Origin of the sequence: Streptomyces sp. NPDC005925, assembly GCF_040638805.1 — a bacterium.
Taxonomy (GTDB): domain Bacteria; phylum Actinomycetota; class Actinomycetes; order Streptomycetales; family Streptomycetaceae; genus Streptomyces.
This window is the reverse complement of record NZ_JBEXVL010000008.1, coordinates 76,344-101,333: the sequence shown is the minus strand read 5'-3', so window position 1 is coordinate 101,333 and position 24,990 is coordinate 76,344. Positions and strand designations below refer to the sequence as shown.

Genomic DNA, 24,990 nt, shown 5'->3' with positions numbered 1-24,990 from the left:
CGTCAATCTCCTGCCTGATCTCACCACTTGTCAAGGTTTCAGCCACGTCCGGCGGCCGACCGCGAGATGAACCGGGCGGCATGGGGTGAAATCCGTCTAGGCTGAGCGGCTGAGCCGTACGACGGCCACGGGCGGTCGTACGGTACGTCGTACGACGGCTTCCCGGTGGTCGTACGGCAGGTCGTACGGCGGCTCCCCGGCTGCCGCACGGCACGTCGCGCGCCGGCCTGCGGGCGGGGGTGCGGCACCCCGCACGGGTCGTACGGCACCCGCGCGGGTCGTACGGCCTTCGAGGCGTCCTAGGAGAATCCGCCGATGTCAGACAGCTCCCCCCTCCCACCGGTGCGGCTGCGCCCCGAAGCGGAGCTGGCCCGCGCCGCGCTGTCCACGCCCCTGCTGTCGCGGGCGGTACGGATCGCCCGCTGGGCCGGGCCGGACACCCGCGTCGACGCCGGGGGCGGCCTCGTCGACGAGCAGCTGCCCGCCGCCGCGGAGGCGCTCGGGCCGAGAGGAAACCACACGGCCACCGGGACCCCCGGCCCGAACGTGCCCGACGCGGCGGCGGACCCGGCCGCGGGCACGGCGGCCGGCACCGCAGCGGACGCGGTGGCTCTCGCGAGCGAGGCGTGGCGGGTCGCCGTGGACACCGGGCTCGTGAGGATCACCGACGAGGAGGAGGGCACCGTCGCACCCGGCGAGGACCTCGCCCTGCTCACCGGCGGTTCCCCGCACGACGTGCTGGGGGTGTGGCTCGGCGCGCTGGACACGGTGCTGGCCGACGCGAGCGTGCCCGCCCTCGACGGGCTGGTGGAGGCGGTCGACCGGGGCGGCGACATCGACCTGTCGGCCCTCGGCTGGGACCCGGAGGCCGAGGCGGAGTTCCTCGACGGGGTGCTCGGCAACCTGTACCTGATGAGCGTCAGCGAGGACGGCCCCGGCGACGCCGCGGTGCCGCTGCCCGCCCTGGCCGCCTCGGTGATCGTGCCCGGCGACATGGCGGAGCCCACCAACGCCGTGCTGGAGCAGGTGTCCGACGCGATGATGCGGCTCGACGACCAGTTCCGGATGCTGGAGCCGGTCGGGCTCGTGGAGTACCGGCCGGTGGCAGAGGCACTGCTGGCCGACGCCGAGGAGGAACCGGCCGCGCCTGTCGACGAGACCGACGTCTCCCGCTACGGCATGGTGCGCCTGACACCGCTCGGTCGGTACGGGCTGCGGGCGCGGCTCATGGACGCCGGGTTCGAGGCGCCCGCCGTCGGGGACCTCGCCGACAAGGGCGCGGACGCGCTGCTCGACGGGACGTCGGCGTTCGGGCCGGCGGCGGCCCGGGCCGAGACCGAGCAGTGGCTCGCGCGCCGCGAACCGCTCGCCGCGGCGCGGGAACTGCTCGCGGCGGCCCGCGGCACCGACACCGGGGCGCCGCTGCGCCGGCTGCGCTGCCAGCAGGCCCTGTCGCTGGTGGGCGGCACGGCGGAACCGGCTCTGCGCGAGGTCCTCGACGACGCCGAACTCGGTGGTCTCGCCCGGGTGTGGCTGACCGAGCACGGCGCTGCCCACGTGCCGCCGCCCGCCGAGGCGATGGTCTACTGGCTGACCATCGACACCCTCGCCGCGCAGCTCGCCGCCGAGGGCGACTCCGAGGAACTGCGGGCCCTCGTCCAGGGCCTGGCCCAGCAGCACGGCCGCTTCTTCGAGGCGGTCTGGCGCGTGGACCACCCGGCGACGGCGGACGTCCTGGAGGCCATGGGCCGTCTGCACCCCGACAAGAACATCGCCAAGGAGGCCCGCAAGGCCGCCTTCAAGGCGCGGTCGCAGCGCGGCGCCTGAACGGAAGCCGCCAGCCTCTGCGGGCGGGGGCGTCGCCGGGGGTGGCGGCCACGCCGGGTTTCGCCCACCGCGGGGCCGTCCACCGCGGGGCCGCGCGGCGGGGGCCACGCGGCGGGCGGAGCGAGGCCGGGGGCCAGCGGCGCGCGTTGTGCCTCTCCCGGACCCGGAGCGCTGTTCGGGGCGCGGTGCGGCTGCCTGGCGCCGGAGCGCTGTTCGGCGTGCGGTGCGCTGCCTGGCGGGAGGTGAGCTGCCCGGTCCCGGGGCGCCGCACTCCAGGCAGGGGTGCGCTGCCGTCCGGGGCGCCGCGCGGGGCCCGCGTCGCTCGGCGTGCGCCGCTTCGGCCTGCCCGCGTCGTTCGGCGTGCGTCGATCCGGCCTGCCCGCGTCGTTCGGCGTGCGCCGCTTCGGCCTGCCCGCGTCGTTCGGCGTGCGTCGATCCGGCCTGCCCGCGTCGTTCGGCGTGCGTCGATCCGGCCTGCCCGCGTCGTTCGGCGTGCGTCGCTCCGCCCCGCCCGCGTCGTTCGGCGTGCGTCGTCGGTGGCCCGTCCCGGCGCGCCCCGTGGCGCGGTTTCCGGTAGGCGGGCCGGCTCCGGGCAGGTTGGTTCACCGAACCGGGGCCGGTCGCGTCGCCCCGTGTTCAGGCGGTGTTCAGGCGCGGGCGGGACGGTGGCGCGGAACGGGACGCACCGCCCACCACGGTCCACCGCCCGCCCACCGTCACAGGAGACCCCATGTCGCTCACCCGCAGGGACTTCGCCAGATCCTCCGCGCTCACCGGGGCCGGTGTCGCCCTGGCGGGCAGCGTCGGCGCCCTCGCCTCCGCCCCGGGCGCCCTCGCGGCCACGGACACCGAGAGCACCGGCCGCGGACCGGCGGACCCGCACGACGGGGTCGGCTACGGCCCCCTCGTCCCCGACCCCGACGGCATCCTCGCGCTGCCCGCCGGATTCTCGTACCGCGTCATCACGCACAGCGGTCGCACCAGGCTGGAGTCCGGGGAGTTCACCCCGTCCCACCACGACGGCACCGCCGCATTCCCCGGCCCGCGCGGCACCACCCTCCTCGTCAACAACCACGAGCTGAAGGGCCCGCGCGCCGGCTGGGACCACCCCGTGCCGCTCACCGAGGGTCTCGTCTACGACCCGGCCGCGTCCGGCGGCTGCACCGTCGTCGAGGTGCGCCCCGACGGACGCGTCGCCGAGTGGGTCGGCATCGCCGGCACCTCCACCAACTGCGCGGGCGGCAGCACCCCGTGGGGAACCTGGCTGACCTGCGAGGAGAACTCCGACAAGGCCGGCGTCAACGGCATGACCAAGGACCACGGCTACGTCTTCGAGGTCGACCCCGCCGACCGGCGCGCCAACCGCGACCCCGAGCCGCTGAAGTTCTTCGGCCGCTACGACCACGAGGCCGTCGTCATCGACCCCCGGCGCGGCCACGCCTACCTCACCGAGGACGCCTCCGGCCCCAACGGCCTGTTCTTCCGCTGGACCCCGCCGGAAGACTTCGCGTACGGCCCCGGAAAATTCCGTGACCTCGCCGACGACGCCGGACGTCTCCAGGCGCCCCGGTGCCACGACTCGGGCGGCACGTTCGTCGACGACCTGTCCCGCGCCACGAAGACCGGCACCGTGTACGGCGTCGACTGGGTCGACGTGCCCGACCGCGACGCCCGTACCGTCGCCGTCCGCAGGCAGTTCGCCGACGGCGACGTCACCCGCGCCCGCAAGCTGGAGGGGATGTGGTGGGGCGACGGCGGCGCGTACCTCGTGTCCTCCTACGCCCGGGAGGAGAGCCCCGTCCAGCACGACGGGCAGGTCTGGTTCTACGACCCCCGGCGCCGAACCCTCACCCTGAAGGTGCTGCTCGGCGTGAACCCCGACCCGTCGGAGGACGGCGCCCTCGACGGCCCGGACAACATCACCGTCTCCCCGTACGGCGGTCTGGTCCTCGCCGAGGACGGCGAGGGCATCTCGCACCTCTTCGGCGCGACGGAGAGCGGCCGCACCTACCCCATCGCCCGCAACGAACTCAACATCGGCACCGGGGAGGCACCGGAGTACAGCGAATTCACCGGTGTCACCTTCTCGCCCGACGGCCGCACCCTGTTCGCCAACATCCAGACCCCGGGCATCCTGCTCGCCGTCACCGGGCCCTGGAAGCGGCAGCGGAAGTAACCCCCGGCGCACGCCCCGTTATTCGTTCGCACCGCGCGAGCTGCGCCTCCTACAGTGTGATCAGAACGTCACGCACCTCCCGGTGCGAAGGCGGCGGCTCCTTCTTCTCTTCAAAGAATCCGACGCCGCCGCCGACCTGATCTCGGGAGGCGCAGCTCACGGCGGGTGTCCGGTGCGCAGGCAGCGGATACTTCATTGGATCAGAGGGCTGCGGGTTCGAATCCCGTCACCGGCTCAGGGCCGGTGTAGCTTAATCGGGTAGAGCATCCGGCTAAAAGCCCGTCGCCGACTCGATCTCGGACACCTCCCTTTTGCTGCGCCCTCCGGAACACTGCCGAATTCGGGGGAATTCACCATGGCGCGATTCAACACACGCGGCGCGAAGGCGCGGCCCGTCTCACGGGTGACGTCGACCGGCCGTGTCCTGCGCACCCACGAGGGCGGCCGGGGCCGCGAGCGGGACCCGCGTTCCGAGCTCTTCCTCCTCGCTGTGTCGAACTTCGTCTCCCAGCGGACCTTCTACGAGACCGGCGCCGACCGCGACGACCGGTTCGCGAGGCTCGTGCGCGAGCTCGCCGTCACCGACCCCGAGTGGACCGCCGGCCTGCTCGGCTGGCTGCGCGGCGCGGGCAACCTGCGCACCGCGTCCCTCGTGGGCGCCGCCGAGTACGTGAAGGCACGCCTCGACGCGGGGGCGACCGGCGGCCCGTCCAACCGGCGGGTCGTGGACAGCGTGCTGCGCCGCCCCGACGAGCCCGGCGAACTGCTCGCCTACTGGGCCGCGACGTACGGCCGCGCCCTGCCGAAGCCCGTCAAGCGGGGCACCGCCGACGCCGTGCGGCGGCTCTACAGCGGGAAGTCGCTGCTGAAGTACGACACCGGTTCACGGGGGTACCGCTTCGGCGACATCCTCAACCTGGTGCACGCCGCACCGGACCCGGACAAGCCGTGGCAGGGCGAGCTCTTCCGGTACGCGCTGGACCGCCGGCACCACCCGGACACCGCCGTGCCGCCCTCGGCCGACCCGGTGCTGACCGCGCACCGCGAGCTGATGGCGGTGCCGGCCGGTGAGCGGCGCGCGGTCGTCACGTCGCCCGGCGCCGCCGAGCGGCTGGCCGCGGCCGGCATGACGTGGGAGGCGCTGGCCGGCTGGCTCCGGGGCCCGCTGGACAAGGCGGCCTGGGAGGCCGTCATCCCCTCCATGGGCACCATGGCGCTGCTCCGCAACCTGCGGAACTTCGACGAGGCGGGCGTCTCGGACGAGGTCGCCGAGCAGGTCGCGGCCCGGATCGCCGACCCGGTGCAGGTCGCGCGCTCACGGCAGTTCCCGTTCCGGTACCTCGCCGCGTACCGGCACGCGCCGTCGCTGCGCTGGTCGTACGCGCTGGAGCGGGCGCTCGGGCATTCGCTGGCCAACGTGCCGGCACTGCCCGGCCGGACGCTGGTCCTGGTCGACCGCTCGGGCTCGATGTTCTGCGCGCGGCTCTCGGACCGCTCGGAGCTCGACCGGGCCGACGCGGCGGCCGTCTTCGGTACGGCGCTCGCGCTGCGGGCGGCGGACGCGGACCTCGTGGAGTTCGGTACGACGAGCCGCGCGGTGCGGTTCCGGCGGGGCGAGTCGGTGCTGAAGATCCTCGGCCGCTTCGGCGACCTGGGCGGCACGGACACGACGGAGGCGGTGCGCCGGCACTACCGCGAGCACGACCGGGTGCTGATCGTCACCGACGAGCAGTACGCGTACAGCCGTCACGGCGACCCGACCGAGCAGGTCCCCGCCGACGTGCCGGTCTACACCTGGAACCTGGCCGGCCACCGGGCGGGCCACGGCCCGTCAGGAAAGGCGAACCGGCACACCTTCGGCGGCCTCTCGGACGCGGCGTTCCGCATGGTGCCGCTGCTCGAGGCGGCCCGGGACGCCGACTGGCCGTGGGCGGCGACAGCCGGCTGAGCCGGGCGGCCCGCCTCCTTCCGTGCCTCCCGGCGGGGCGGCGCGCATCCCTGCCGGGGTGCGGGCCGCGCCTTTCCCGTGCCGTCCGCTACAGCGCCTGGGCCGCCGGCTTCACCATGCCCCGTACCGTGCGCGACTTGACGAAGGTGCCCATCGCCGTCATCTCCCACTCGCCGGAGTACTGCCTGATGAGCTTCGCCATCATCACGCCCGTCTGCGCCTCGGCACCGGTGAGGTCGAAGCGGACCAGCTCCTCGCCGGTCGTGCCGTCCAGGAGGCGGCAGTAGGCCTTGGCGACCTCGGTGAACTTCTGGCCCGAGAACGAGTTGACCGTGAAGACCAGGCCCATGACGTCCTGCGGGAGACGCCCGAGGTCGACCGTGATCACCTCGTCGTCACCGCCGCCCTCGCCGGTGAGATTGTCCCCGGAGTGCCTGATGGCGCCGTTCACGATCTGGAGCTTGCCGAAGTAGCAGCTGTCGATGTGGTTGCGCTGCGGGCCGTAGGCGATGACCGACGCGTCCAGGTCGATGTCCTTGCCGCGGTACGCCGGCTCCCAGCCGAGGCCCATCCTGATCTGGCTGAGCAGCGGCCGGCCGCCCTTGACGAGGGACACGGTCTGGTTCTTCAGGAGGCTCACGCGGCCCTTGTCCAGGTTGACCTTGCCGGTGCCGGGCGCCGCGGCGGGCGGGGCCGGGGGAGCGGCGGGCACGGGCGGCGCCTGCGGCGCGGACACCGGCGGTGCGGGCGGCGTCACCGGGGGCCGCACCGGCGCCGCCGGGGCCCCGGCGGGGGCGGCCGACTGGGCCGGTTCCTCCACCGTGACGCCGAAGTCGGTGGCGATTCCGGCGAGGCCGTTGGCGTAGCCCTGCCCGACCGCGCGGGCCTTCCAGGCGCCGCCCCGCAGATAGACCTCCACCACCACCAGGGCGGTTTCCGCGCCGAGCTGCGGCGGGGTGAACGTGGCCAGCACGGAGCCGTCGTCCGCGTCGCGCAGGGTGGCCGTCGGCTCGACGCCCTGGAAGGTCTGGCCCGCGGCGTCCGGGCTGGCGGTGATGACGATCTTCTCGATCCCCGGGGGCACCGCGCCGGTGTCGACGGTGATGGCGTCGGGGGCGGTGCCGCCGCCCGAGCGGTAGGTCACGCCGGGGCCCGCGGGCTGGTTGTAGAAGATGAAGTCGTCGTCGGAGCGCACCTTGCCGTCGGCGGTGAGCAGCAGGCCCGATACGTCGAGCCGCACCGGGGCGGCGACGTCCACCGTCACGCGCGCGGCGGAGAGAGGGATGTTCGAGCCGGGGGTCATAGCTGTCATGCCGGGTGAACGAGCGAGCCCCTCTTACCGTTCCCTTACTTGACGGCCGGACGGGTCGGAGCGCACGGCCCTCCGGGCCCGGGCGCGGCCCCCGGGCGGGGCGCGTACCTGGGCGTCACGGCTCAACCCCGCGGATCAGGGCGCGTCGGCCGCGGGTGCGGCCTCCGCCGGGACCGGCTCCGCTTCGTGGCGGGGCAGCAGCAGCGGCGTCGCGAGCAGCAGGACTCCGGCGAGGGCGAGCGCCGTACGGATGCCCGCGAGGCCGGCGAGCAGACCCCACAGGGCGGTCAGGGCCGCGATGGTGAGCTTGCCGGTCACGGACCACGCCGACAGGGTGCGGGCCACGCGGCCGGTCTCGGTGTGGTCGAGCCGGGTCGTCGAGAACACCGGGTTGAACACACCCATGCACAGGATCAGCCCGAACTCCACGCCCATCACGAGCACGAGCCCGCCGGTGCCGGGCCCGACGAAGGCCAGCCCCACCGACCAGCAGGCGCGCAGCGTCCCGGTGACGCGCAGCACCCGGTGCCGCCCGTGCCGCGCGACGAGCCGGCGGGACAGCCGCGAGCCGATCAGCCCGCCCAGGCAGGGCACCGCGAAGGCGAGTCCGTACTGCCAGGGCGCGAAGCCGAGCCGGCCCACCATGAGCACGATCATCAGGGGGGCGGCGGCCATGATCAGGCCGTTGACGAGGACTGTGTTGAGGAACAGGGGGCGCAGCACCGGGTGGCCGAGGATGTAGTGCCAGCCGCCGAGCAGGTCCCGTGCCTCGAGCCGGCCGGAGGACCCCTCCGCCCGCGCGGGCGGTGCCTCCTCGCCGCCGACGGCGCGCAGGCCGAGTGCCGACAGCAGGAAGCTCGCCGCGTCCACCAGGACGGTCGTGACCGGGCCGAGCAGGCCGACGGCGGCTCCGCCGAGCGGTGGGCCCAGCATCGTCGTCGTCCAGGTCGTCGCCTCGAACCGCGCGTTGGCGGTCAGCAGGTCCTCGCGGCGTACGAACGACTTCAGGAAGGCGCCGCTCGCCGCGGCGAACGTGATGTCGGCCGCCGCGACCATGACCGACACGAGCAGCAGCTGTGTCAGCGACACCATGCCCAGGGCGTAGGCGGCGGGCACGGAGAGGAGGGCGGCGCAGCGGATCAGGTCGGTGGCGATCATCACGGGCCGCTTGCGCCGGAGATCCACCCATGGGCCGAGCGGCACGGCCACCGCGGCGCCGGCCGCGAGGCCCGCCGCGGCCAGTACCGACACCTCGGTCGGCCCGGCGTCCAGCACCATGACGGCGATCAGCGGAATCGCGTCGAAGGCGAACCGGGTGCCGAAGGCGCTGACGGCGTACGCCGCCCACAGCCAGCCGAAGCGCCGTCCCAGCGAGGTGCCGGGCGTCCCGTCCGGCACCCGTGTCTTCCGGTCCGGTGTCGTTCCCGGTGTGTTCGACGCCCCCGGCGTGCCGTCCGTCACCCGTCGCCCCCGCCCCGGCGAAATGTGTCCGCCACCTGCCATTTCCGCGTTCCGTGCCGCGGGACAACCTACCGGCGGGGGAGGGGCGGACAGCGCGCGGCTCCCGGGACGGGGGAGGCACCGGGAGCCGCGCTGTCTTGGGGAGGGTGCCGTTACGGCACCACCACGATCTTCCGGCCGACGCCCGCCGCGAACTGTGCCAGCGCCTGCGGGTAGCGGTTCAGCGCGATGCGGTCGCTGATGAACACGTCGGGGTCGAGCACCCCGTTCGCGAACAGTTCGGCCGCCCGCTCGAAGCTGTGCAGCACGGCCATCGACCCGGTGATGGTGATCTCCTGGTTGTAGATCCGGTACGGGTCGATCGTGACACGTGTCGCGTAGTCGGCGACACCGAACTGCAGGAAGGTGCCGGACTTGGCGACCCGGTCGAGTCCGTCCTGGATGGCCGCCGCGTTTCCGGTGGCGTCGATGACGACGTCCCAGCCCTGCGGGCGGTCCAGTTCGTCGGCGCCCGTGGCCGACGCCGACGCCCCGAGCTGCCGGGCGGTCTCCAGCCGGGCCGGGTTCACGTCGACGATGTCGACGGCGGCGGCGCCCGTGCGCTTGGCGAGCTCCAGCATCATCAGGCCCATGGTGCCGGAGCCGTAGATCAGGACGTGGGCGCCGAGCCGGGACTGCAGGATGTCGTAGCCGCGTACCGCGCAGGACAGCGGTTCGACGAGGGCGGCGTCCTGGGTGCGGACGTGGTCGGGCAGTCTGACGCAGTTCGCGACGGGCGCGAGGGCGTACTGGGCGGCGCCGCCGGGGGTGGTGACGCCGATCGCGGCCCAGCGTTCGCAGAGGTTGTTGTGGCCGCTGCGGCAGTAGCGGCACTCGTGGCAGTACAGGGAGGGATCCACGGCGACCCGGTCGCCCACGGACACCTCGGTGACCTGAGAGCCGACCTCGGCGATCACCCCGGCGAACTCGTGTCCCGGCACGATGGGCAGCTTGGGCGCGAACTCGCCCTGCAGGATGTGCAGGTCGGTGCCGCACAGCCCGCACGCCGCGACCGCCACGACCACGTCACGCGGTCCCGGGGTCGGGTCGGGGACCTCGGAGACGACGGCGCGGCCCACGGACTCGATGACGGCGGCCTTCATTTCACGGCTCCCAAGGACAGGCCCTGGACGAGTTTGTCCTGGGCGGCGAACCCCGCGGCGAGCACCGGCAGGGAGATGACGAGCGACGCGGCACACACCTTCGCCAGGAACAGGCCCTGGCTGGTGATGAAGCCGGTCAGGAAGACGGGGGCGGTCTCGGCGGCCACGCCCGTCAGGACCCTGGCGAACAGCAGTTCGTTCCAGCTGAAGATGAAGCAGATCAGGGCGGTCGCCGCCATGCCGGGCAGGGCGATCGGCGCGACCACGCGGGTGAGGACGGTCGGCAGCCGGGCGCCGTCGATCTGCGCCGCCTCGATCACGGCGACGGGGATCTCGGAGAGGAAGGACTGCATCATCCACACCGCGATCGGCAGGTTCATCGAGGTGTAGAGGATGACGAGCAGCCAGATGTTGTCGAGCATCCCGGTGTTCTTCGCGAACAGGTAGACCGGCAGAAGTCCCGCCACGGCCGGCAGCATCTTCGTGGACAGGAAGAAGAACAGGACGTCCGTCCACTTCCTCACCGGCCGGATCGACAGGGCGTACGCGGCGGGCAGTGCCAGCAGCAGCACGCACAGCGTGGAAGCGACCGACGCCACCGTGGAGTTGATCAGCGCGGGCCAGGGGCTGGCACCGCCGCCCGTGCCGAAGAACTCGCGGTAGCCGTCCAGGGTGAGGGCGGCGGTGAAGGAGGGCGGGTTGGTCGCCGCGTTCTCCTCCGAGTGCAGGGACGTCAGCGCCATCCACGCGATCGGCAGGAAGAACACGATGCCGGCCAGCCAGGCCACCAGGCCAAGACCGGCGCCCTTGCGGTTCACTCGTACGGCCGTGGCGCTCATGCGCGGGACACCTCCTCGCGGAACAGGGACGACACCACGCGCAGCGCGAAGGTCGCGATGAGAATCGAGCCGATGACGACCAGGACGCCCGCGGCCGAGGCGAGGCCGTTCTCGTGGGCCTGGTAGAAGCTCTGGTAGACGGTGTAGGGCAGGTTGGCGGTGCCCAGGCCGCCGGAGGTGATCGTGAAGACGGCGTCGAAGTTCTGCACGATGTAGATCGAGCCGAGCAGCGCGCCGAGTTCGAGGTAGCGGCGCAGGTGGGGCAGCGTGAGGTGGCGGAAGATCTGCCAGTCGCTCGCGCCGTCGACACGGGCCGCCTCGATCTGCTGGTGGTCGCGGCTCTGCAGGCCGGCCAGCAGGATGAGCATCATGAACGGCGTCCACTGCCACACCAGCGAGGCCTCGACCGCGAGGAGTGGAGTGTGAGAGATCCAGTCCGGCTGGGGGCCGCCGACGTAGTGCAGCAGGCCGTTCAGCAGCCCGTACTCGGGGTTGTAGAGGACGTGTTTCCACAGCAGGGCCGCCGCGACCGGGACCACCAGGAACGGGGCGATGAGCAGGGTGCGGACCAGGCCCCGGCCGCGGAACCTGCGGTCCAGCAGCAGGGCCAGGAGCAGGCCCAGCACCAGGCAGGCCAGGACGACGCCCACGGTCAGCAGGACCGTCGTCCACACCGAGTGGCGCAGGTCCGCGTCGGTGAGCACCTCGTGGTAGTTGTCGAGTCCGGTGAAGCTGCGGGCGTCCGGGTAGAGCGCGTTCCAGTCGAAGAACGAGATGACCAGCGTCGCCACGAACGGCAGCTGGGTCACCGCGATCATGAAGACCAGGGCGGGCAGCAGCGGGGCACGGGTGGCCCAGGCGCGCAGCCGGCGGGAGGGCCCCCGGCGTGCGGGTCCGGGGGCCTCGGGGGCGGCCACGGGGGCCGGTGTCGTGGCGGTCATCGTCCCTCGTACTCCTCGGAGATCTTCTCGGCGAGCGCTTGCGCCTTCCTCAGGGCCGTCTCGACGGACTGGCGTCCGGCGATCGCCGCGCTGATCTCCTGGGAGACCTTGGTGCCGAGGTCGGTGAACTCGGGGATGCCGACGAACTGGATGCCGGGCGCGGGGCGCGGCTGCACCCCGGGGTCGGTGGGCCGGGCGCCCTCGATGGCCTCCCTGGTCATCTCCTGGAAGGCGGCGGCCTCCTTGCGGTAGGCGGGGTTGTCGTACGTCGAGGCGCGCTTGCCGGCCGGCACGGCGGACCAGCCGATCTCGTCGCCGACGAGCTGCTCGTACTCCTTGCCGGAGGCCCAGGAGACGAACTTCCAGGCCTTGTCGGGGTTGCGGGAGGCGTCCTGGATGCCCCACGCCCAGGTGTAGAGCCAGCCGGAGGACTCGGTCCTGTCGACCGGGGCGGGCGCGTAGCCGACCTTGCCCTTGACGGGGGACTTGGCGGACTCCAGAGAACCGGCCGCGGAGGTGGCGTCGTACCACATGGCGGTCTTGCCCTGCGTCATGTTGTTCAGGCATTCGGCGAAGCCGGCCTGGGAGGCGCCGGACTCACCGTGCTCGCGCACCAGGCCGACGTAGAACTTCGTCGCCTTCACGAACTCGGGCGAGTTCAGGCGGGCCGTCCAGTCCTTGTCGAACCAGGTGCCGCCGAAGGTGTTCACCACGGTCGTCAGCGGCGCCATGACCTCGCCCCAGCCGGGCAGGCCGCGCAGGCAGATGCCCTTCATGCCCTTCTCCGCCCCGTCGGCGCGGGCGGCGAGATCGGCGACCTGCTGCCAGGTGGGGTGCTGGGGCATCGTCAGGCCCGCCTTCGCGAAGACGTCCTTGCGGTACATCAGGAAGGACGACTCGCCGTAGAAGGGCTGCCCGTAGAGCTTGCCGTCGTCGCCGGTGAGCGACTCGCGCATCGGTTTCAGCACGTCCTGCTCGTCGTACGCCGGGTCCTCGGCGACGTAGGGGTCCATCGGCCGCAGCCAGCCGTTGCGGGCGTAGATGGGGATCTCGTAGTTGGACAGCGTGGCGACGTCGTACTGACCCGCCTGGTTGGCGAAGTCCTGGCTGATCTTGTCGCGGACGTCGTTCTCGGGCAGGACGGTGAAGTTGACCTTGATGCCGGTTTCCCTGGTGAAGTGCGCGGCGGTCAGCTTCTGCAGCTCGGTCATCTGGGGGTTGTTGACCATCAGGACGTTGATCGAATCGCCGCCGGACCCGGCCCCGCCCGCTCCGACCCAGCAGCCGGAGAGCAGCGGGGCGAGCAGCGTCCCTGCGGCGGCCGCTGCGAGTGTGGCTCGCGGCCTCCGTCGGCTCTGGGTTCGCATGGATCGCTCCTGGAGGTACGTATGGGGGGGATGTGCGGGGAGGTGAGGGATGGGGGCGGGCAAGGGGGTGCCCGGGGAGGGGTGGGGGTCAGGCGCGGATGACCTGCGGGCCGAGCAGTGAGTAGCGGTGTGCCTCGGACGACGGCAGCAGGGTGCTCGTCACGATCGCCTCCAGTGCGTCGACCCGGGCGAACCGGCAGAAGCTGACCGCGCCGAACTTGGTGTGCACGCCCGCGAACACGGTGCGGCGCGCGGCCCGCATCGCCTGCGTCTTGACCTCGCTGACCGCCGGGTCGGGCGTGGTCAGGCCGTGCTCGCGGGAGATGCCGTTGGCGCCGATGTAGGCGAGGTCGAGGACGAAGCCGGCCAGCATCTTCGTCGTCCAGTGGTCGACGGTGGCCAGCGTGCCGGGGCGGACCCGGCCGCCCAGCAGCAGGACGGAGACGTTGCCGGCCTCGGCGAGCGCGCCCGCGACCGGCAGGGACGCGGTGACCACGGTCAGCGGACGGTCCCGGGGCAGGGCCTCGGCGATGAGCTGGGGGGTGAAGCCCTCGTCGACGAAGACCGTCTCGGCGTCCCCGAGCAGGTCGGCCGCGGCGGACGCGATCCGGCGCTTCTCGGGCACGTGGCTGGTGGCCCGGAAGGCGAGCGTCGTCTCGAAGCCGGCGCTCTCCACGGGGTAGGCGCCGCCGTGGGTGCGGCGGACCAGGCCGTGGTCCTCCAGAGCCCGCAGGTCGCGCCGTACGGTCTCCTTGGCGACGCCGAGCCGGGCGGCGAGCGTGGTCACGTCGACCGATCCGGCGGCGCGGGCGACCCGCACGATCTCGTGCCGGCGTTCCTCCGACGTCCTGGCGTCCATGGCCGTCACCGCCTCCGTGCGTCATCGCCCGCGCGTCGTTGCCCGTGGCGTCGTTGCCCGTTCGGGCCCGGTGGGGCCCTAGGGGGAAGTTCTACAGTGGGTGTGCGGCACTGACCAGGCCTGTCGCCGATCCGATGCTGCCCGTTTGGGCCCGACTCGGGCAGGGGCGGTCCGCTGCGGACCTGCGCCGGGAGCGGCCGGCGGCAGGAAACGGGCGGTGCGGGCGCCCGGATGCCCGGACGGACGGGCCCGTTCGGTGCCCGTCCGCCACCCGTCCGGCGGAACGGGGACGTGTCCGTGCCGCCGGGGGGCCCGCGCGACGCCGGTCCGGGCGGGGCACGGGGAGCACATCGGGGACCGCGCCGGGCGCTGGTACGGCCAGACCGGCGGATCGGTGACGAAGTGACCGCCCGGGCAGGGGTGCGCCGGATTGCCCGGATCGAGCTCGCCCTGCTCGGCGGTCAACCGCCCGGTGAACCTCTCGGAGTCGTCCTGCGGCTCGTGACCGAGCGCGACGGCCCGGGGACAGGGCGGCGCGGTGACCTCACGGGTGGGGCTCTGGAGGCGCTGGGACGGCCCGCCCCGTCCACGGCCGCGCGTCGGCGGGCCGTGACACCATCGCCCTCGTGCCCGCGCCGTGCCGGGGTCCCCCCACAGCCGGGTGTGGGCGGAGGAGCCGTACACGACCATCACGCCGGGTCGGCGTCCGACGGGGGCCTCGCCGCCGCACGGGAGGCACGCGCCGGACCGGGGCGCAGCGCCGCCGCCGTCAGCAGCAGCGCCACGCCCACGGCGACCAGCAGCAGCCTGTGGTCGACCAGTTCGACCAGGGCCGCGCCTGCCGCCAGACCCAGCACGTTCGGCGTGAACACCAGCGTGTTGGCGGTGGCGGTGACCCGGCCCAGCAGCGCGCCCGGCGTCTCGCGCTGCACGGCGGTCAGCGCGGCGATCAGCACCGCGGGCAGCCCCGCCCCGATCGCCACGCCGCACACCACGGCCACCGCGGTGGACGGCACCGCCCGCGACGCCACGGCGACCGCGAGGACGGCGATGCCGAGCGCCGCGAACCGCCGCTCACCCAGCCGGCGCATCGCCGGTCCCGACAGCAGCCCCACCGCCACGGAACCGGCGCCCTGCGCGGCGTACAGCACACCGGCGAACGCGGGAGGCCGGCCCAGGGCGTCGACCACGGCGTACACCAGCGCGCCCGCGAGACCCGCGCACAGCATGGTGCCGCCGCCGGCGAGGACGAGGGGGCGCAGCAGGGCGTGCGAGCGGAGGTGGCGGACGCCTTCGGTGACGCCCTGGCGGCCCGGAACCCCCTGGTGCGTGCCCCGGTGGTCGTCCCCGTCGTCCCCCTCGTCCCTGGACTCCCCGTCGTTCCTGGCCGGCGTGGGTGTGTCCTCCCGTACCCGCAGTCCCAGGCACAGGGCCGCCGCCAGGACGAACGTGGCCGCGTCGAGCAGGGCGACGGCCGGGCCGCCGTACGCGCTGTACAGGCCGGCGCCGGCCAGCGGAGCCAGCAGTTTCATGCCCTCGGCGGCGGTCATGCGCAACCCGTTGACGTCGCCGAGCAGGGCGGTGTCCACGGCGGTGGCGATCACCGCCGACTCGGCCGCGTCGTGGACGACGCCCGCCGCGCCGTACACGAACAGCACCGCGAACACGAGCCACACCCGGTCCGGCCCGTCCACGGCCGTCAGAACGGGGAGCAGCGCGGCCATCAGCAGGTTCGCGCCGGTCAGCAGCGGCCCCCGGCGGAGCCGGTCGGCGAGCGCGCCCAGCAGGGGCCCGGCCAGGGTGGGGGCCCACATGGCGAGCATGCACAGCGCGGCCAGGCCGTCCGAGCCGGTGAGGTCCTTGACCCAGACGCCGGCGGCCAGCCAGAGCGCGGAGGTGCCGAAGCCGGAGATCACGACTGTGCTCAGACACAGGGCCGCGTTGCGGTCGCGCAGCACCCGCGTCACCGCCCATGGCGTCGATGGGGTGCCCGTCAGGTCGGTGGTGCTCGTGTCGGTGTTCTTCACACCTGGTCATCGTGGTCCTGAGGAGGCGCCGGGGGGATCGGGAGAATGCCTCAGGAATGCGGTCGGAGGCCGATGAGCCGGGGCGTCGCCGTAGGTCTACCTCCTCAGTGAACCGTCTTCGCAGCGGACCCGCCGCGGGCCCGCGAGCCACCCCCGACGACCAGGAGCCCCCGATGACCGACCCGACCCGGACCCCGCCGGTGCCCCCGCCCGTGGCCCCGCCCTTCGACCTCGCGGCGCAGGCCCGGATCGTGGCGCGCCTGGCCGAGGGCGTGACCGAGGAACAGCTGGCGGGCGCGACGCCCTGCCCGGACTACACCGTGCGCAACCTGCTGGGCCACCTCCTCGGGCTCGCCGTCGCCTTCCGTGACGCCGCGCGCAAGGACCTGGGACCGACGACGGACACCACCCCGGACGCCTCCGTGCCGGACGCCGGGCCCGGCTGGCGCGAGGAACTCCCCAAGGCGCTCGACGAGCTGGCCGACGCCTGGCGCGACCCGGCCGCCTGGACCGGCATGACCCGCGCGGGCAGTGTGGACCTGCCCGGAGAGGTCGCCGCCGCCGTCGCGGCCGACGAGATCGTCGTCCACGGCTGGGACCTGGCCCGCGCCACCGGCCAGGACTACGCGCCCGACCCGGTGCTGCTGGAGACGGCGTACGGCTTCCTCTCGGCGGCGGTTGAGGAGTCGGGCCGGGACGGCAACGGCATCTTCGGGCCGGTCGTGCCCGTCCCGGCCGACGCCCCGCTGCTCGACCGCGCCGTCGGCCTGAGCGGCCGCGATCCCGGCTGGACGCCGGCGGCCGCCTGAGGCCGGGGCGCCGAGGGCCGCCGGGTTCGCCCGAGCGACAGGGCCGGCGCGGAGCCGGCCCGCTCAGTCGTCGAGCCGCAGGACGACCTCGGCGATCTCGGCGCCCCGCGCGGGCGCGTAGCCGGTGGTCCGGGCAGACTCGCGGAAGCCGCACTTCTCCAGCACGCGCACCGACCCGGCGTTGTCCGCCGCCGCACGCGCGTACAGCGGGCGTTGCGGCACCTCGGCCAGCAGCGCCCGCAGCGCGGCCGTCGCGATGCCGCGCCCCCAGTACGCCCGGTCCACCCAGTACGTCACCTCCCGCTCGCCGGGCTCCCCGTACACGGCGGCGTGGCCCACCACGTCCCCGTCCAGAAGTACGGTGCGCTTCACGATGTCGGCGGCGGCGCGCACCCGCTTCCAGTGGGCCTCGAAGACGTCCCAGTCGGCCGGGTTCTCGGGGGTGAAGGCCGCCATCCGCAGCGACTCGGGGTCGTTCAACTGCCGGTAGAACACGGGCAGATCGCTGTCGTGCACGGCACGGAGCGCGATGTCCACGGGTCAGAGCCTCCTGGTGGCGAGCGTGAGCCGGTCGCGCGCGTCGGACAGCGCGTCCCTCACGAGTTGTTCGTGGGCGGGTGTCAGCCGCGCCACCGGTACCGAGCAGCTGATCGCGTCGCGGGCCGGTGTGCGGTAGGGGATGGCCACGCCGAAGCAGCGCAGACCGAGCGTGTTCTCCTCGCGGTCCACGGCGAACCCCTGCTCCCGCACCCGGCGCAGCTCCTCGATGAGCTCGTCCCGGTCGGTGAGGGTGCCCTCCGTCAGCGCGGGCAGCGTCCGGGGGAGCATCTCGCGGACCTGCTCGTCCTCATACGTGGCCAGGATCGCCTTGCCCAGCGAGGTGGAGTGTGCGGGCAGCCGGCGGCCCACCCGCGTGAAGGGCCGCAGATGGTGCTGCGACTGCCGGGTGGCCAGACAGACGACGTTCGTGCCGTCGAGGCGGGCCAGGTGGATGGTCTCCGTGGTGTCGTCCGAGAGCCGGTCCAGCGTCGGGCGGGAGGCCGCGACGACCTCGTCGCCGTCGATGTACGAGGTGCCGACCAGCAGGGCCCGTACGCCGATGCCGTACCGCGTGCCCGTCGCGTCGGTCTCCACCCAGCCCAGCTCCACCAGGGTGCGCAGCAGCATGTACAGGCTGGACTTGGGGTACCCGACGGCCTCCTGGACCGCCGCGAGGGAGTGCATGCCGGGCCGGCCCGCGAAGTACTCGAGCAGCTCCACCGTCCGTACCGCGGACTTGACCTGCGCCCCGCCGCCCGTCCCGTCTGCCGACATCGCCGTTGACCCCTTCGTCCGACGAGCACGTGGAGATATAGTCGCCAAAGTTCATCATCAGAGACAGTGTTCAGTATATCGAACGCGTCCGGTGGACCGTACAGAACTGCGGCATGGCATGCGGCAACAAGTGTGGAGGGATCCGCGGTGGCAGCAGCACCAGTCTGGAGTGTCGACCCACGAACCGGGAAGCAGCGCGAGCAGGTTGCGGTGGAGGCCACGGCCCAGGAGGTGGACGCCGCCGTCCGTGCCGCCCACGCCGCGCGGTCCGCGCTCGCCGACCGCGCGGTGCGCTCGGCGTTCCTGCGCTCCGCCGCCGACGAACTGCAGGCGGCGGAGGACGGCCTGATCGAGACCGCCGACGCCGAGACCGCGCTCGGCCCGGTCCGGCTGACCGGCGAACTCGCCCGCACCCGCTACCAGCTGCGCGCCTGCGCCGACCTGGTGGACGAGGGCGCCTTCCTCGACGTCGTCATCGACCACCCCGACGACACCGCCACCCCGCCCGTTCCCGACCTGCGCCGCTACAAGGTCCCCCTCGGCGTCGTCGCGGTGTACTCCGCCTCCAACTTCCCCTTCGCCTTCTCCGTCCCCGGCGGCGACACCGCGAGCGCCCTCGCCGCGGGCTGCCCCGTCGTGGTCAAGGCACACCCCGGCCACCCGGCCCTGTCCGAGCTGGTCGCCAAGGTGCTGCGCCGCGCCGCCGCCCGGCACGGCATCCCGGCGGGCGTGCTCGGCCTGGTCCACGGCTTCGAGGCCGGCACCGACCTGATCAGGCACCCGCTGGTCGCCGCGGCCGGGTTCACGGGCTCGGTGCGCGGCGGGCGCGCCCTGTTCGACGCGGCCGCAGCCCGGCCCGCACCGATCCCGTTCCACGGCGAACTGGGCTCCCTGAACCCCGTCGTGATCACCGAGGCCGCCGCCGGGGAGCGCGCCGAGGCGATCGGCGCGGGGCTGGCCGGCTCGATGACACTGGGCGTCGGACAGTTCTGTGTGAAGCCGGGCCTGGTGCTCGCCCCGTCCGGCCCGTCCGGCGACCGCCTGCTGAAGTCCCTGACGGAGGCCGTCAGCAACACCGGCGCCGGGGTCCTCCTCGACCACCGCATGCGGGACAACTTCGTGTCCGGCGTCGCCGAGCGCGCCCAACTGCCGGACGTCGACTCGCCCGTGACGCCGGGGGCGGGCGGCGAGCACACCGTCAGCGCGGGCTTCCTCACCGTCCCGGCGAGCCGGCTGGCCGGCGGGGACGCGCACGACCTGCTGCTGGAGGAGTGCTTCGGCCCGGTCACCGTCGTCGCCCGCTACGACGACGAGTCCGAGGTCGGGGCCGTACTGTCCCGCCTTCCCGGCAATCTCACAGCGACCGTCCACCTCTCGGAGGCGGAGACGGCGGGCGAGGGCCGCGGGACGCAACTCCTCGCCGACCTGACGCCGCTCGCGGGCCGCGTCCTGGTCAACGGCTGGCCGACCGGCGTCGCGGTCGCCCCCGCCCAGCACCACGGCGGCCCCTACCCGTCGTCGACGTCGACGTCCACGTCGGTCGGCGGCACCGCGGTCGAACGCTGGCTGCGGCCGGTCGCGTACCAGAACACGCCGGAGGCCCTGCTGCCCCCCGAGCTGCGTGACGACAACCCGCTGGGCCTGCCGCGCAGGTTCGACGGGCGCCTGGAGCGCTGACCCCCACCGGCAGGGGAGGGCCCGGCCCCGCCGACCGCGTGCGCGCGGCGAGGACGGCCCCGGCCCGGTCCCCGGACGGCCGTGCGGCGGAACCGGACCGGCGGCGGTCCCGTCCTCCTTCTCATGATCAGTGACCGTGGAACCGGGCGGCGCATCATCCGCACCGTGCTGCCCGCCGAGGCCGGGACCGTCGCCGCCCTGCACGCGCGGGCCCGGGCGACGTACTACCCGGACGGGCTGCCCGAGGACGGCATCGACTGGACCGCCGCCTGGCGCGGTGCCGTCGGACGTCCCGACGGGCAGGTGCTGTGCGCCGTGCGGGACGGCCGGATCGTCGCCGTCGCCTCGTACCGCACCCCGGACGGCGCACCCGCGGAAACGATCAAGCTGTTCCAGTTCCACGTCGACCCCGCCCACTGGGGCGCCGGGATCGGCACCGCCCTGCACGCCGCCTGCGTGGAGCAGTGGCAGGGCGACCGGCGCGCCACCGCCGTCCTGGACGTGCACGCCGGCAACCACCGGGCCCGCGCCTTCTACGCCGCCCGCGGCTGGACCCCCGACCCGGACCACCCGGCCGCACCGGACGACCACCACCTCGCCCTGCGCCTCCCCGTTCGGCACATCCGTCCATAAGCGGCTCTTTTCATAAGCATCGCTTTGAGGAACCGTCAAGAAATACGCGATGGACTTTGGGTGGGGTCGGCGTCACAGTGAAGGGATGGAGACCTTCGAGAGCCTGGTCCGAGCCGAGTTCGCCCCGAAGACCACCTATCTGAACAGCGCGAGCACGGGCCTGCCGCCCGCCCGCACCGTGGCCGCCGTGCACGCCGCCTTCCAGGCCGCCGCGGCGGGCCGGCCGGCCGACATGTTCGCCGACGTCGAAGCCGCCCGTGCCTCGTTCGCCCGGCTGACCGGTGTCAGCACCGACCGGGTCGCCGCCGGTGCCTCCGTCGCCGTCTACAGCGGCCTCGTCGCGGCCTCGCTGCCGCCCGGAGCCGATGTCGTCACCGCCGAGGGCGACTTCAGTTCGCTGGTCAACCCCTTCCACCAGCGCGGCGACCTCAAGGTCAGGGCCGTACCGCTGGAGCGGGTCGCCGAGTCGGTGCGGCCCGGCACCGCCCTCGTCGCCGTCAGCGCCGCACAGTCCGCGGACGGCCGGATCGCCGACCTGCCCGCGATCCGCGCCGCCGCCCACGAACACGGGGCCCGCACCTACGTCGACGCCTCGCAGGCCGCGAGCTGGCTCCCCTTCGACGCGGACGCCTACGACTACGCCGCCGCCGTCGCCTACAAATGGCTGCTCTGCCCGCGCGGCGTCGCGTTCCTCGTGGTGCGCGACCCCGACTCGGCGCCCGCGCTGTTCGCCGGGTGGGTGGCGGGGGAGCGGCCGTGGGACTCCTGCTACGGCCCGATCGGCGAGCTCGCCCGCAGCGCACGGCGGTTCGACGAGAGCCCGGCGCTCTTCTCCTACACGGGCGCCCGCCGCTCCCTGGAACTGATCGAGGAACTCGGCGTCCCGGCGATCCGCGCCCACGACCTCGCCCTGGCCGACCGGTTCCGCGCGGGGCTCACCCGCCTCGGGCACGCGCCGGTCCCCGCGCCCGGCTCACCCATCGTCTCCGTGCCCGGACTGGGCAGCCGCCAGGCCGCGCTGAGCGCCGCCGGCATCGAGGTCTCCGCCCGGGCGGGACACCTGCGGGCCGCGTTCCACCTCTACAACACCCACGCCGACGTGGACCGCCTGCTCGAGGCCCTGTCCGGCTGACACGGCGGCGGGCCGCGCCACCCGAAGGTGACACGGCCCGCTCGAGCCCGACCGGGACCACCGCACGGGGTGAGGCTCCCGGCCCCGCGCCGGCACGGCCCCCGGCCGGGGCTCACCGCACCGGCGTGAAGTCCCGCGCCCCGATGAAGTCGGGGCGCCGTACGGGTGCCGCGAACGGCTCCACCGCCTCGTTCTCCACGCTGTTGAACACGATGAACACGTTGCTGCGCGGGAACGGCGTGATGTTGTCCCCGGAGCCGTGCATGCAGTTGCAGTCGAACCAGGTCGCCGAGCCGGCCCTGCCGGTGAACAGCTTGATGCCGTACTCCGACGCCATCTCCGTCAGCGCCTCGTCGGACGGCGTACCCGCGTCCTGCATCTGCAGCGACTTCTTGTAGTTGTCCTTCGGCGTCGACCCCGCGCACCCGAGGAAGGTCCTGTGCGACCCCGGCATGATCATGAGCCCGCCGTTGGTGTCGTGGTTCTCGGTCAGCGCGATCGAGACGGACACCGTGCGCATCTGCGGCAGGCCGTCCTCGGCGTGCCACGTCTCGAAGTCCGAGTGCCAGTAGAAGCCGCTGGCACCGAAGCCCGGCTTGACGTTGATCCGCGACTGGTGGACGTACACGTCCGAGCCGAGGATCTGCCGCGCCCGGCCGACGACCCGCTCGTCACGGACCAGCTCCGCGAACACCTCGCTGATCCGGTGGACCTCGAAGACGGACCGGATCTCCTGCGACGCCGGCTCGACGACGGAGCGCTCGTCCGCGCGGATCGCCGGGTCGGCCACGAGCCGCTCCAGCTCCCGCCGGTAGACGGCCACCTCGTCGTCGGTGAGCAGCCGGTCGACGGCGGCGAAGCCGTCACGTTCGAAGCCCTGGAGGTCGGTGGCCGAGAACGGCCCCGGTGCGTCGGGCGAGCCCCAGACCACCGGGTCCTGGCGCGGGACGGCCACCTCGGTGGCGCCCCGGCTGGGGTAGAGATCGATGACGGTCGTGGTCACGGCGAATCACACCTCCTCGGTGAGCAGCGGGTACACCCCGTTCTCGTCGTGGTCCTCCCGTCCGGTCACGGGCGGGTTGAAGACACAGATGCAGTGGAAGTCCTCCTTGACCTTGAGCGTGTGCCGCTCATGGCCGTCGAGGAGGTACATGGTGCCGGGCGTGATGCGGTACGTCTTCCCGGTCTCGCGGTCGGTCAGCTCGGCGTCGCCCCGGGTGCAGACGACGGCCTCGATGTGGTTCGCGTACCACATGTCGGTCTCGGTGCCCGCGTAGAGGATCGTCTCGTGCACGGAGAAGCCGACCTTCTCCTTGGCGAGGACGATGCGCTTGCTCTCCCAGGTGCCGGACGCCGATTTCACGTGCCGGTCGGTGCCTTCGATCTCCTTGAACGAACGGACGATCACGGTGGTGCGATGCCTCCTAGATGGGGTGTTCTCCGGGTGCGGCGCCGGCGGTGCGGCGCCGTCTCAGGCCGTCTCGCGGACGGCCCGGGCGAGGGTCTTGAGGCCCTCGTCCAGTTCCTCGGGGGAGACGGTGAGCGCGGGAAGCAGCTTGACGACCTCGCTCTCCGGCCCGGACGTCTCGATGAGCAGCCCGAGTTCGAAGGCCCGCTGGGCGATCCGGCTCGCGCGGTCCTTGTCGTGGAACTCCATGCCCCACACCAGGCCGCGGCCCCGGTACTCCTTCACGTCGGCGAGGTTCTCCTCGGTGATGGCGATCAGGTGCTGCTCGACCTGCTCACCGCGGGAGCGGGTCTGCTTCTCCATCGCCGACCCGTCGGCCCAGTACGTCTCCAGCGCGGCCGTCGCCGTGACGAAGGCCGGGTTGTTGCCGCGGAAGGTGCCGTTGTGCTCGCCCGGCTCCCAGACGTCCAGCTCGGGCTTGAACAGGCACAGCGACATGGGCAGGCCGTAGCCGCTGATCGACTTGGACACCGTGACGATGTCGGGCGTGACGCCGGCCTCCTCGAAGGAGAAGAAGGCCCCCGTACGGCCGCAGCCCATCTGTATGTCGTCGATGATCAGCAGCAGGTCCTGCCGGTGGCACAGCTCGGCCAGGGCGCGCAGCCACTCGGCGCGGGCCACGTTGATGCCGCCCTCGCCCTGCACGGTCTCCACGATCACGGCGGCCGGCTTGTTCAGACCGGAGCCCTGGTCCTCCAGCAGCCGCTCGAACCACAGGAAGTCCTCGACGGTGCCGTCGAAGTAGTTGTCGAACGGCATCGGCGTGCCGTGCACCAGCGGGATGCCCGCGCCGGCCCGCTTGAAGGCGTTGCCGGTCACGGCGAGCGAGCCCAGCGACATGCCGTGGAAGGCGTTGGTGAACGACACGATCGCCTCGCGGCCCTTCACCTTCCGGGCCAGCTTCAGCGCCGACTCCACGGCGTTGGTGCCCGTCGGGCCCGGGAACATGACCTTGTACGGCAGGTCCCGGGGCCGCAGCACCAGGTTCTGGAAGGTCTCCAGGAAGCGGCGCTTGGCCGTGGTCGACATGTCGAGCCCGTGCGTGACGCCGTCGCGCTCCAGGTAGTCGATCAGCGCGCGTTTCAGGACCGGGTTGTTGTGGCCGTAGTTGAGTGAACCGGCGCCCGCGAAGAAGTCCAGGTACGCGTGGCCGTCCTCGTCGTACATGCGGCTGCCGAGCGCGCGGTCGAAGACGGTGGGCCAGCCGCGGCAGTAGCTGCGCACCTCGGACTCGAGCGTTTCGAAGACACTGAGGTCGGGCTGGATGATGGTCACGACGAATCGCTCCTCGTTGCGTGGATGCGGTGGGGGGTCAGGCGGAGGGGACCGGGTCGGCCGCGCGGAGCGGCCCGATGCGGTGGAGGACCTCGGACTCGTGCGGACCGTCGGGGAACCGGCCCGCCTCGAAGAGCACCTCGCGCTCGACACGTGCGCCGTGCCGGTCGGCGAACGACTGGAACAGCCGCTCGGAGGCGGTGTTGCCCGGGGTGATCGTGGTCTCGACGGTGGTCAGCGGCTGCTCGGCGGCGACGCGCTCCGCCAGAGCGTCGAGCAGCCGTGCGGCCAGGCCGTGCCCGCGGTACGCGGAGTCGACGGCCACCTGCCAGACGAACAGCGTCCGCGGGCTCTCCGGCCGCAGGTACCCGGTCACGAAACCGACGGGTCGTCCGTCGGCCGCCCGCGCCACCACTGAGGTCCCGGCGAAGTCACGGCACCACAGCAGGTAGCTGTAGGAGGAGTTCAGGTCGAGCTTCCCGGAGTCCTTGGCGATACGCCAGAGCTCCGCACCGTCCGCAATCACCGGGCGGTCGATTCGCAGCCCGTCCGGAATTTCCGGGCGAGAGGTGTGCAGGTCTGCTTGTGCGGCAGTCATGTCAATTCAATTTACCCAGGGAAATCCTTGATTGCATGTCGGGTTGGGGTTTCGCATGTGCGTGTCGTGTGTTATCAGGCGACCGGTATGGACCCCTGAGACCCTGGCAGTAGTCCATGGTTTGTCCGGAAAATAACGGGCAAACTGACCTTGGTGTGGAACGCATCACAGCCGTGTAACCACCG

Annotated in this window: 21 protein-coding genes and 1 pseudogene; 7 read left to right on the top strand and 15 right to left on the bottom strand. The window is 73.1% G+C overall.

The features are described 5' to 3' along the window. Positions 1-315 precede the first annotated feature (315 nt). The 3 genes from ABZ354_RS13005 to ABZ354_RS12995 all read left to right on the top strand — a co-directional run bounded on the left by ABZ354_RS13005 (position 316) and on the right by ABZ354_RS12995 (position 5,951). Positions 316-1,827 (top strand): hypothetical protein, encoded by a 1,512-nt coding sequence (locus ABZ354_RS13005; RefSeq protein WP_358656004.1) that lies wholly within the window; start codon positions 316-318, stop codon positions 1,825-1,827. Between the two features lie 730 nt (positions 1,828-2,557). Then, a complete protein-coding gene (locus ABZ354_RS13000) occupies positions 2,558-4,003 on the top strand; it encodes an alkaline phosphatase PhoX (RefSeq protein ID WP_358656003.1) in 1,446 nt (481 codons plus the stop codon). Between the two features lie 355 nt (positions 4,004-4,358). Next, on the top strand, positions 4,359-5,951 hold the full coding sequence (locus ABZ354_RS12995) for a TROVE domain-containing protein (RefSeq protein ID WP_358656001.1): 1,593 nt from the start codon (positions 4,359-4,361) through the stop codon (positions 5,949-5,951). An 88-nt stretch (positions 5,952-6,039) separates the two neighbouring features. Here ABZ354_RS12995 and ABZ354_RS12990 read toward each other — a convergent pair whose 3' ends face one another. The 9 genes and pseudogenes from ABZ354_RS12990 to ABZ354_RS12950 form a co-directional block, all read right to left on the bottom strand. After that, positions 6,040-7,254 (bottom strand): TerD family protein, encoded by a 1,215-nt coding sequence (locus tag ABZ354_RS12990; RefSeq protein WP_358656219.1) that lies wholly within the window; start codon positions 7,252-7,254, stop codon positions 6,040-6,042. Positions 7,255-7,398: 144 nt separating this feature from the next. Beyond that, positions 7,399-8,661 carry an MFS transporter gene (locus tag ABZ354_RS12985; RefSeq protein ID WP_358655999.1) on the bottom strand — a complete coding sequence of 421 codons (1,263 nt, stop codon included), beginning with the start codon at positions 8,659-8,661 and terminating at the stop codon, positions 7,399-7,401. Between the two features lie 215 nt (positions 8,662-8,876). Further along, the gene (locus ABZ354_RS12980; RefSeq protein ID WP_358655997.1) at positions 8,877-9,866 is read right to left on the bottom strand and encodes a zinc-dependent alcohol dehydrogenase family protein; all 990 of its coding nucleotides are present in this window, start codon (positions 9,864-9,866) and stop codon (positions 8,877-8,879) included. Further along, complete coding sequence (locus ABZ354_RS12975) at positions 9,863-10,705, bottom strand: carbohydrate ABC transporter permease (RefSeq protein ID WP_358655996.1); 843 nt, start codon at positions 10,703-10,705, stop codon at positions 9,863-9,865. Before ABZ354_RS12975 ends, ABZ354_RS12980 begins: the two co-directional genes overlap by 4 nt. Then, positions 10,702-11,646 carry a sugar ABC transporter permease gene (locus ABZ354_RS12970; RefSeq protein ID WP_358655994.1) on the bottom strand — a complete coding sequence of 315 codons (945 nt, stop codon included), beginning with the start codon at positions 11,644-11,646 and terminating at the stop codon, positions 10,702-10,704. Before ABZ354_RS12970 ends, ABZ354_RS12975 begins: the two co-directional genes overlap by 4 nt. Then, positions 11,643-13,013, bottom strand: a complete 1,371-nt coding sequence (locus tag ABZ354_RS12965; protein ID WP_358655992.1) for a sugar ABC transporter substrate-binding protein — start codon at positions 13,011-13,013, stop codon at positions 11,643-11,645. Before ABZ354_RS12965 ends, ABZ354_RS12970 begins: the two co-directional genes overlap by 4 nt. An 88-nt stretch (positions 13,014-13,101) precedes the next feature. Then, positions 13,102-13,872, bottom strand: coding sequence for a DeoR/GlpR family DNA-binding transcription regulator (locus tag ABZ354_RS12960; RefSeq protein ID WP_358655990.1), 771 nt, complete (start codon positions 13,870-13,872; stop codon positions 13,102-13,104). 372 nt (positions 13,873-14,244) lie between these two features. Continuing rightward, positions 14,245-14,391, bottom strand: a pseudogene (locus tag ABZ354_RS12955) (NAD(P)-dependent oxidoreductase); the annotation flags it as partial. Positions 14,392-14,561: 170 nt separating this feature from the next. Further along, complete coding sequence (locus ABZ354_RS12950) at positions 14,562-15,830, bottom strand: MFS transporter (RefSeq protein ID WP_358656217.1); 1,269 nt, start codon at positions 15,828-15,830, stop codon at positions 14,562-14,564. A gap of 242 nt (positions 15,831-16,072) precedes the next feature. On the opposite strand from ABZ354_RS12950, the gene ABZ354_RS12945 reads away from it, so the two are divergent. Beyond that, on the top strand, positions 16,073-16,708 hold the full coding sequence (locus ABZ354_RS12945) for a TIGR03086 family metal-binding protein (RefSeq protein ID WP_358655988.1): 636 nt from the start codon (positions 16,073-16,075) through the stop codon (positions 16,706-16,708). Positions 16,709-16,771: 63 nt separating this feature from the next. Here the strand turns inward: ABZ354_RS12945 and ABZ354_RS12940 are convergent, their stop codons facing one another. Both ABZ354_RS12940 and ABZ354_RS12935 read right to left on the bottom strand, forming a co-directional pair. After that, positions 16,772-17,245: a GNAT family N-acetyltransferase gene (locus tag ABZ354_RS12940; RefSeq protein ID WP_358655986.1), complete on the bottom strand. Its 474-nt coding sequence runs from the start codon at positions 17,243-17,245 to the stop codon at positions 16,772-16,774. Positions 17,246-17,248: 3 nt separating this feature from the next. Further along, positions 17,249-18,022, bottom strand: coding sequence for an IclR family transcriptional regulator (locus ABZ354_RS12935; protein WP_358655985.1), 774 nt, complete (start codon positions 18,020-18,022; stop codon positions 17,249-17,251). Between the two features lie 147 nt (positions 18,023-18,169). Here ABZ354_RS12935 and ABZ354_RS12930 point away from each other — a divergent pair, with 147 nt between their 5' ends. The 3 genes from ABZ354_RS12930 to ABZ354_RS12920 all read left to right on the top strand — a co-directional run bounded on the left by ABZ354_RS12930 (position 18,170) and on the right by ABZ354_RS12920 (position 21,464). Next, the gene (locus ABZ354_RS12930) at positions 18,170-19,699 is read left to right on the top strand and encodes an aldehyde dehydrogenase (NADP(+)) (RefSeq protein ID WP_358655983.1); all 1,530 of its coding nucleotides are present in this window, start codon (positions 18,170-18,172) and stop codon (positions 19,697-19,699) included. 123 nt (positions 19,700-19,822) lie between these two features. Next, positions 19,823-20,332 carry a GNAT family N-acetyltransferase gene (locus ABZ354_RS12925; RefSeq protein ID WP_358655981.1) on the top strand — a complete coding sequence of 170 codons (510 nt, stop codon included), beginning with the start codon at positions 19,823-19,825 and terminating at the stop codon, positions 20,330-20,332. Between the two features lie 85 nt (positions 20,333-20,417). Beyond that, a complete protein-coding gene (locus ABZ354_RS12920) occupies positions 20,418-21,464 on the top strand; it encodes an aminotransferase class V-fold PLP-dependent enzyme (RefSeq protein WP_358655979.1) in 1,047 nt (348 codons plus the stop codon). Between the two features lie 112 nt (positions 21,465-21,576). Here ABZ354_RS12920 and thpD read toward each other — a convergent pair whose 3' ends face one another. The 4 genes from thpD to ectA form a co-directional block, all read right to left on the bottom strand. Continuing rightward, positions 21,577-22,467 (bottom strand): ectoine hydroxylase, encoded by an 891-nt coding sequence (thpD, locus tag ABZ354_RS12915; protein ID WP_358655977.1) that lies wholly within the window; start codon positions 22,465-22,467, stop codon positions 21,577-21,579. A 6-nt stretch (positions 22,468-22,473) separates the two neighbouring features. Beyond that, on the bottom strand, positions 22,474-22,872 hold the full coding sequence (locus ABZ354_RS12910; protein WP_358655975.1) for an ectoine synthase: 399 nt from the start codon (positions 22,870-22,872) through the stop codon (positions 22,474-22,476). A gap of 63 nt (positions 22,873-22,935) precedes the next feature. After that, the gene (gene ectB, locus ABZ354_RS12905; RefSeq protein WP_358655973.1) at positions 22,936-24,207 is read right to left on the bottom strand and encodes a diaminobutyrate--2-oxoglutarate transaminase; all 1,272 of its coding nucleotides are present in this window, start codon (positions 24,205-24,207) and stop codon (positions 22,936-22,938) included. Between the two features lie 37 nt (positions 24,208-24,244). Beyond that, the gene (gene ectA, locus ABZ354_RS12900) at positions 24,245-24,805 is read right to left on the bottom strand and encodes a diaminobutyrate acetyltransferase (RefSeq protein WP_358655971.1); all 561 of its coding nucleotides are present in this window, start codon (positions 24,803-24,805) and stop codon (positions 24,245-24,247) included. Positions 24,806-24,990: the final 185 nt, after the last annotated feature.

Coding starts and splice junctions, on each gene's coding strand:
- ABZ354_RS13005 (WP_358656004.1), top strand. CDS start 316: ATGTCAGACAGCTCCCCCCTCCCACCGGTGCGGCTGCGCCCCGAAGCG.
- ABZ354_RS13000 (WP_358656003.1), top strand. CDS start 2,558: ATGTCGCTCACCCGCAGGGACTTCGCCAGATCCTCCGCGCTCACCGGG.
- ABZ354_RS12995 (WP_358656001.1), top strand. CDS start 4,359: ATGGCGCGATTCAACACACGCGGCGCGAAGGCGCGGCCCGTCTCACGG.
- ABZ354_RS12990 (WP_358656219.1), bottom strand. CDS start 7,254: ATGACCCCCGGCTCGAACATCCCTCTCTCCGCCGCGCGCGTGACGGTG.
- ABZ354_RS12980 (WP_358655997.1), bottom strand. CDS start 9,866: ATGAAGGCCGCCGTCATCGAGTCCGTGGGCCGCGCCGTCGTCTCCGAG.
- ABZ354_RS12975 (WP_358655996.1), bottom strand. CDS start 10,705: ATGAGCGCCACGGCCGTACGAGTGAACCGCAAGGGCGCCGGTCTTGGC.
- ABZ354_RS12970 (WP_358655994.1), bottom strand. CDS start 11,646: ATGACCGCCACGACACCGGCCCCCGTGGCCGCCCCCGAGGCCCCCGGA.
- ABZ354_RS12965 (WP_358655992.1), bottom strand. CDS start 13,013: ATGCGAACCCAGAGCCGACGGAGGCCGCGAGCCACACTCGCAGCGGCC.
- ABZ354_RS12960 (WP_358655990.1), bottom strand. CDS start 13,872: ATGGACGCCAGGACGTCGGAGGAACGCCGGCACGAGATCGTGCGGGTC.
- ABZ354_RS12945 (WP_358655988.1), top strand. CDS start 16,073: ATGACCGACCCGACCCGGACCCCGCCGGTGCCCCCGCCCGTGGCCCCG.
- ABZ354_RS12935 (WP_358655985.1), bottom strand. CDS start 18,022: ATGTCGGCAGACGGGACGGGCGGCGGGGCGCAGGTCAAGTCCGCGGTA.
- ABZ354_RS12925 (WP_358655981.1), top strand. CDS start 19,823: ATGATCAGTGACCGTGGAACCGGGCGGCGCATCATCCGCACCGTGCTG.
- ABZ354_RS12920 (WP_358655979.1), top strand. CDS start 20,418: ATGGAGACCTTCGAGAGCCTGGTCCGAGCCGAGTTCGCCCCGAAGACC.
- ectA (WP_358655971.1), bottom strand. CDS start 24,805: ATGACTGCCGCACAAGCAGACCTGCACACCTCTCGCCCGGAAATTCCG.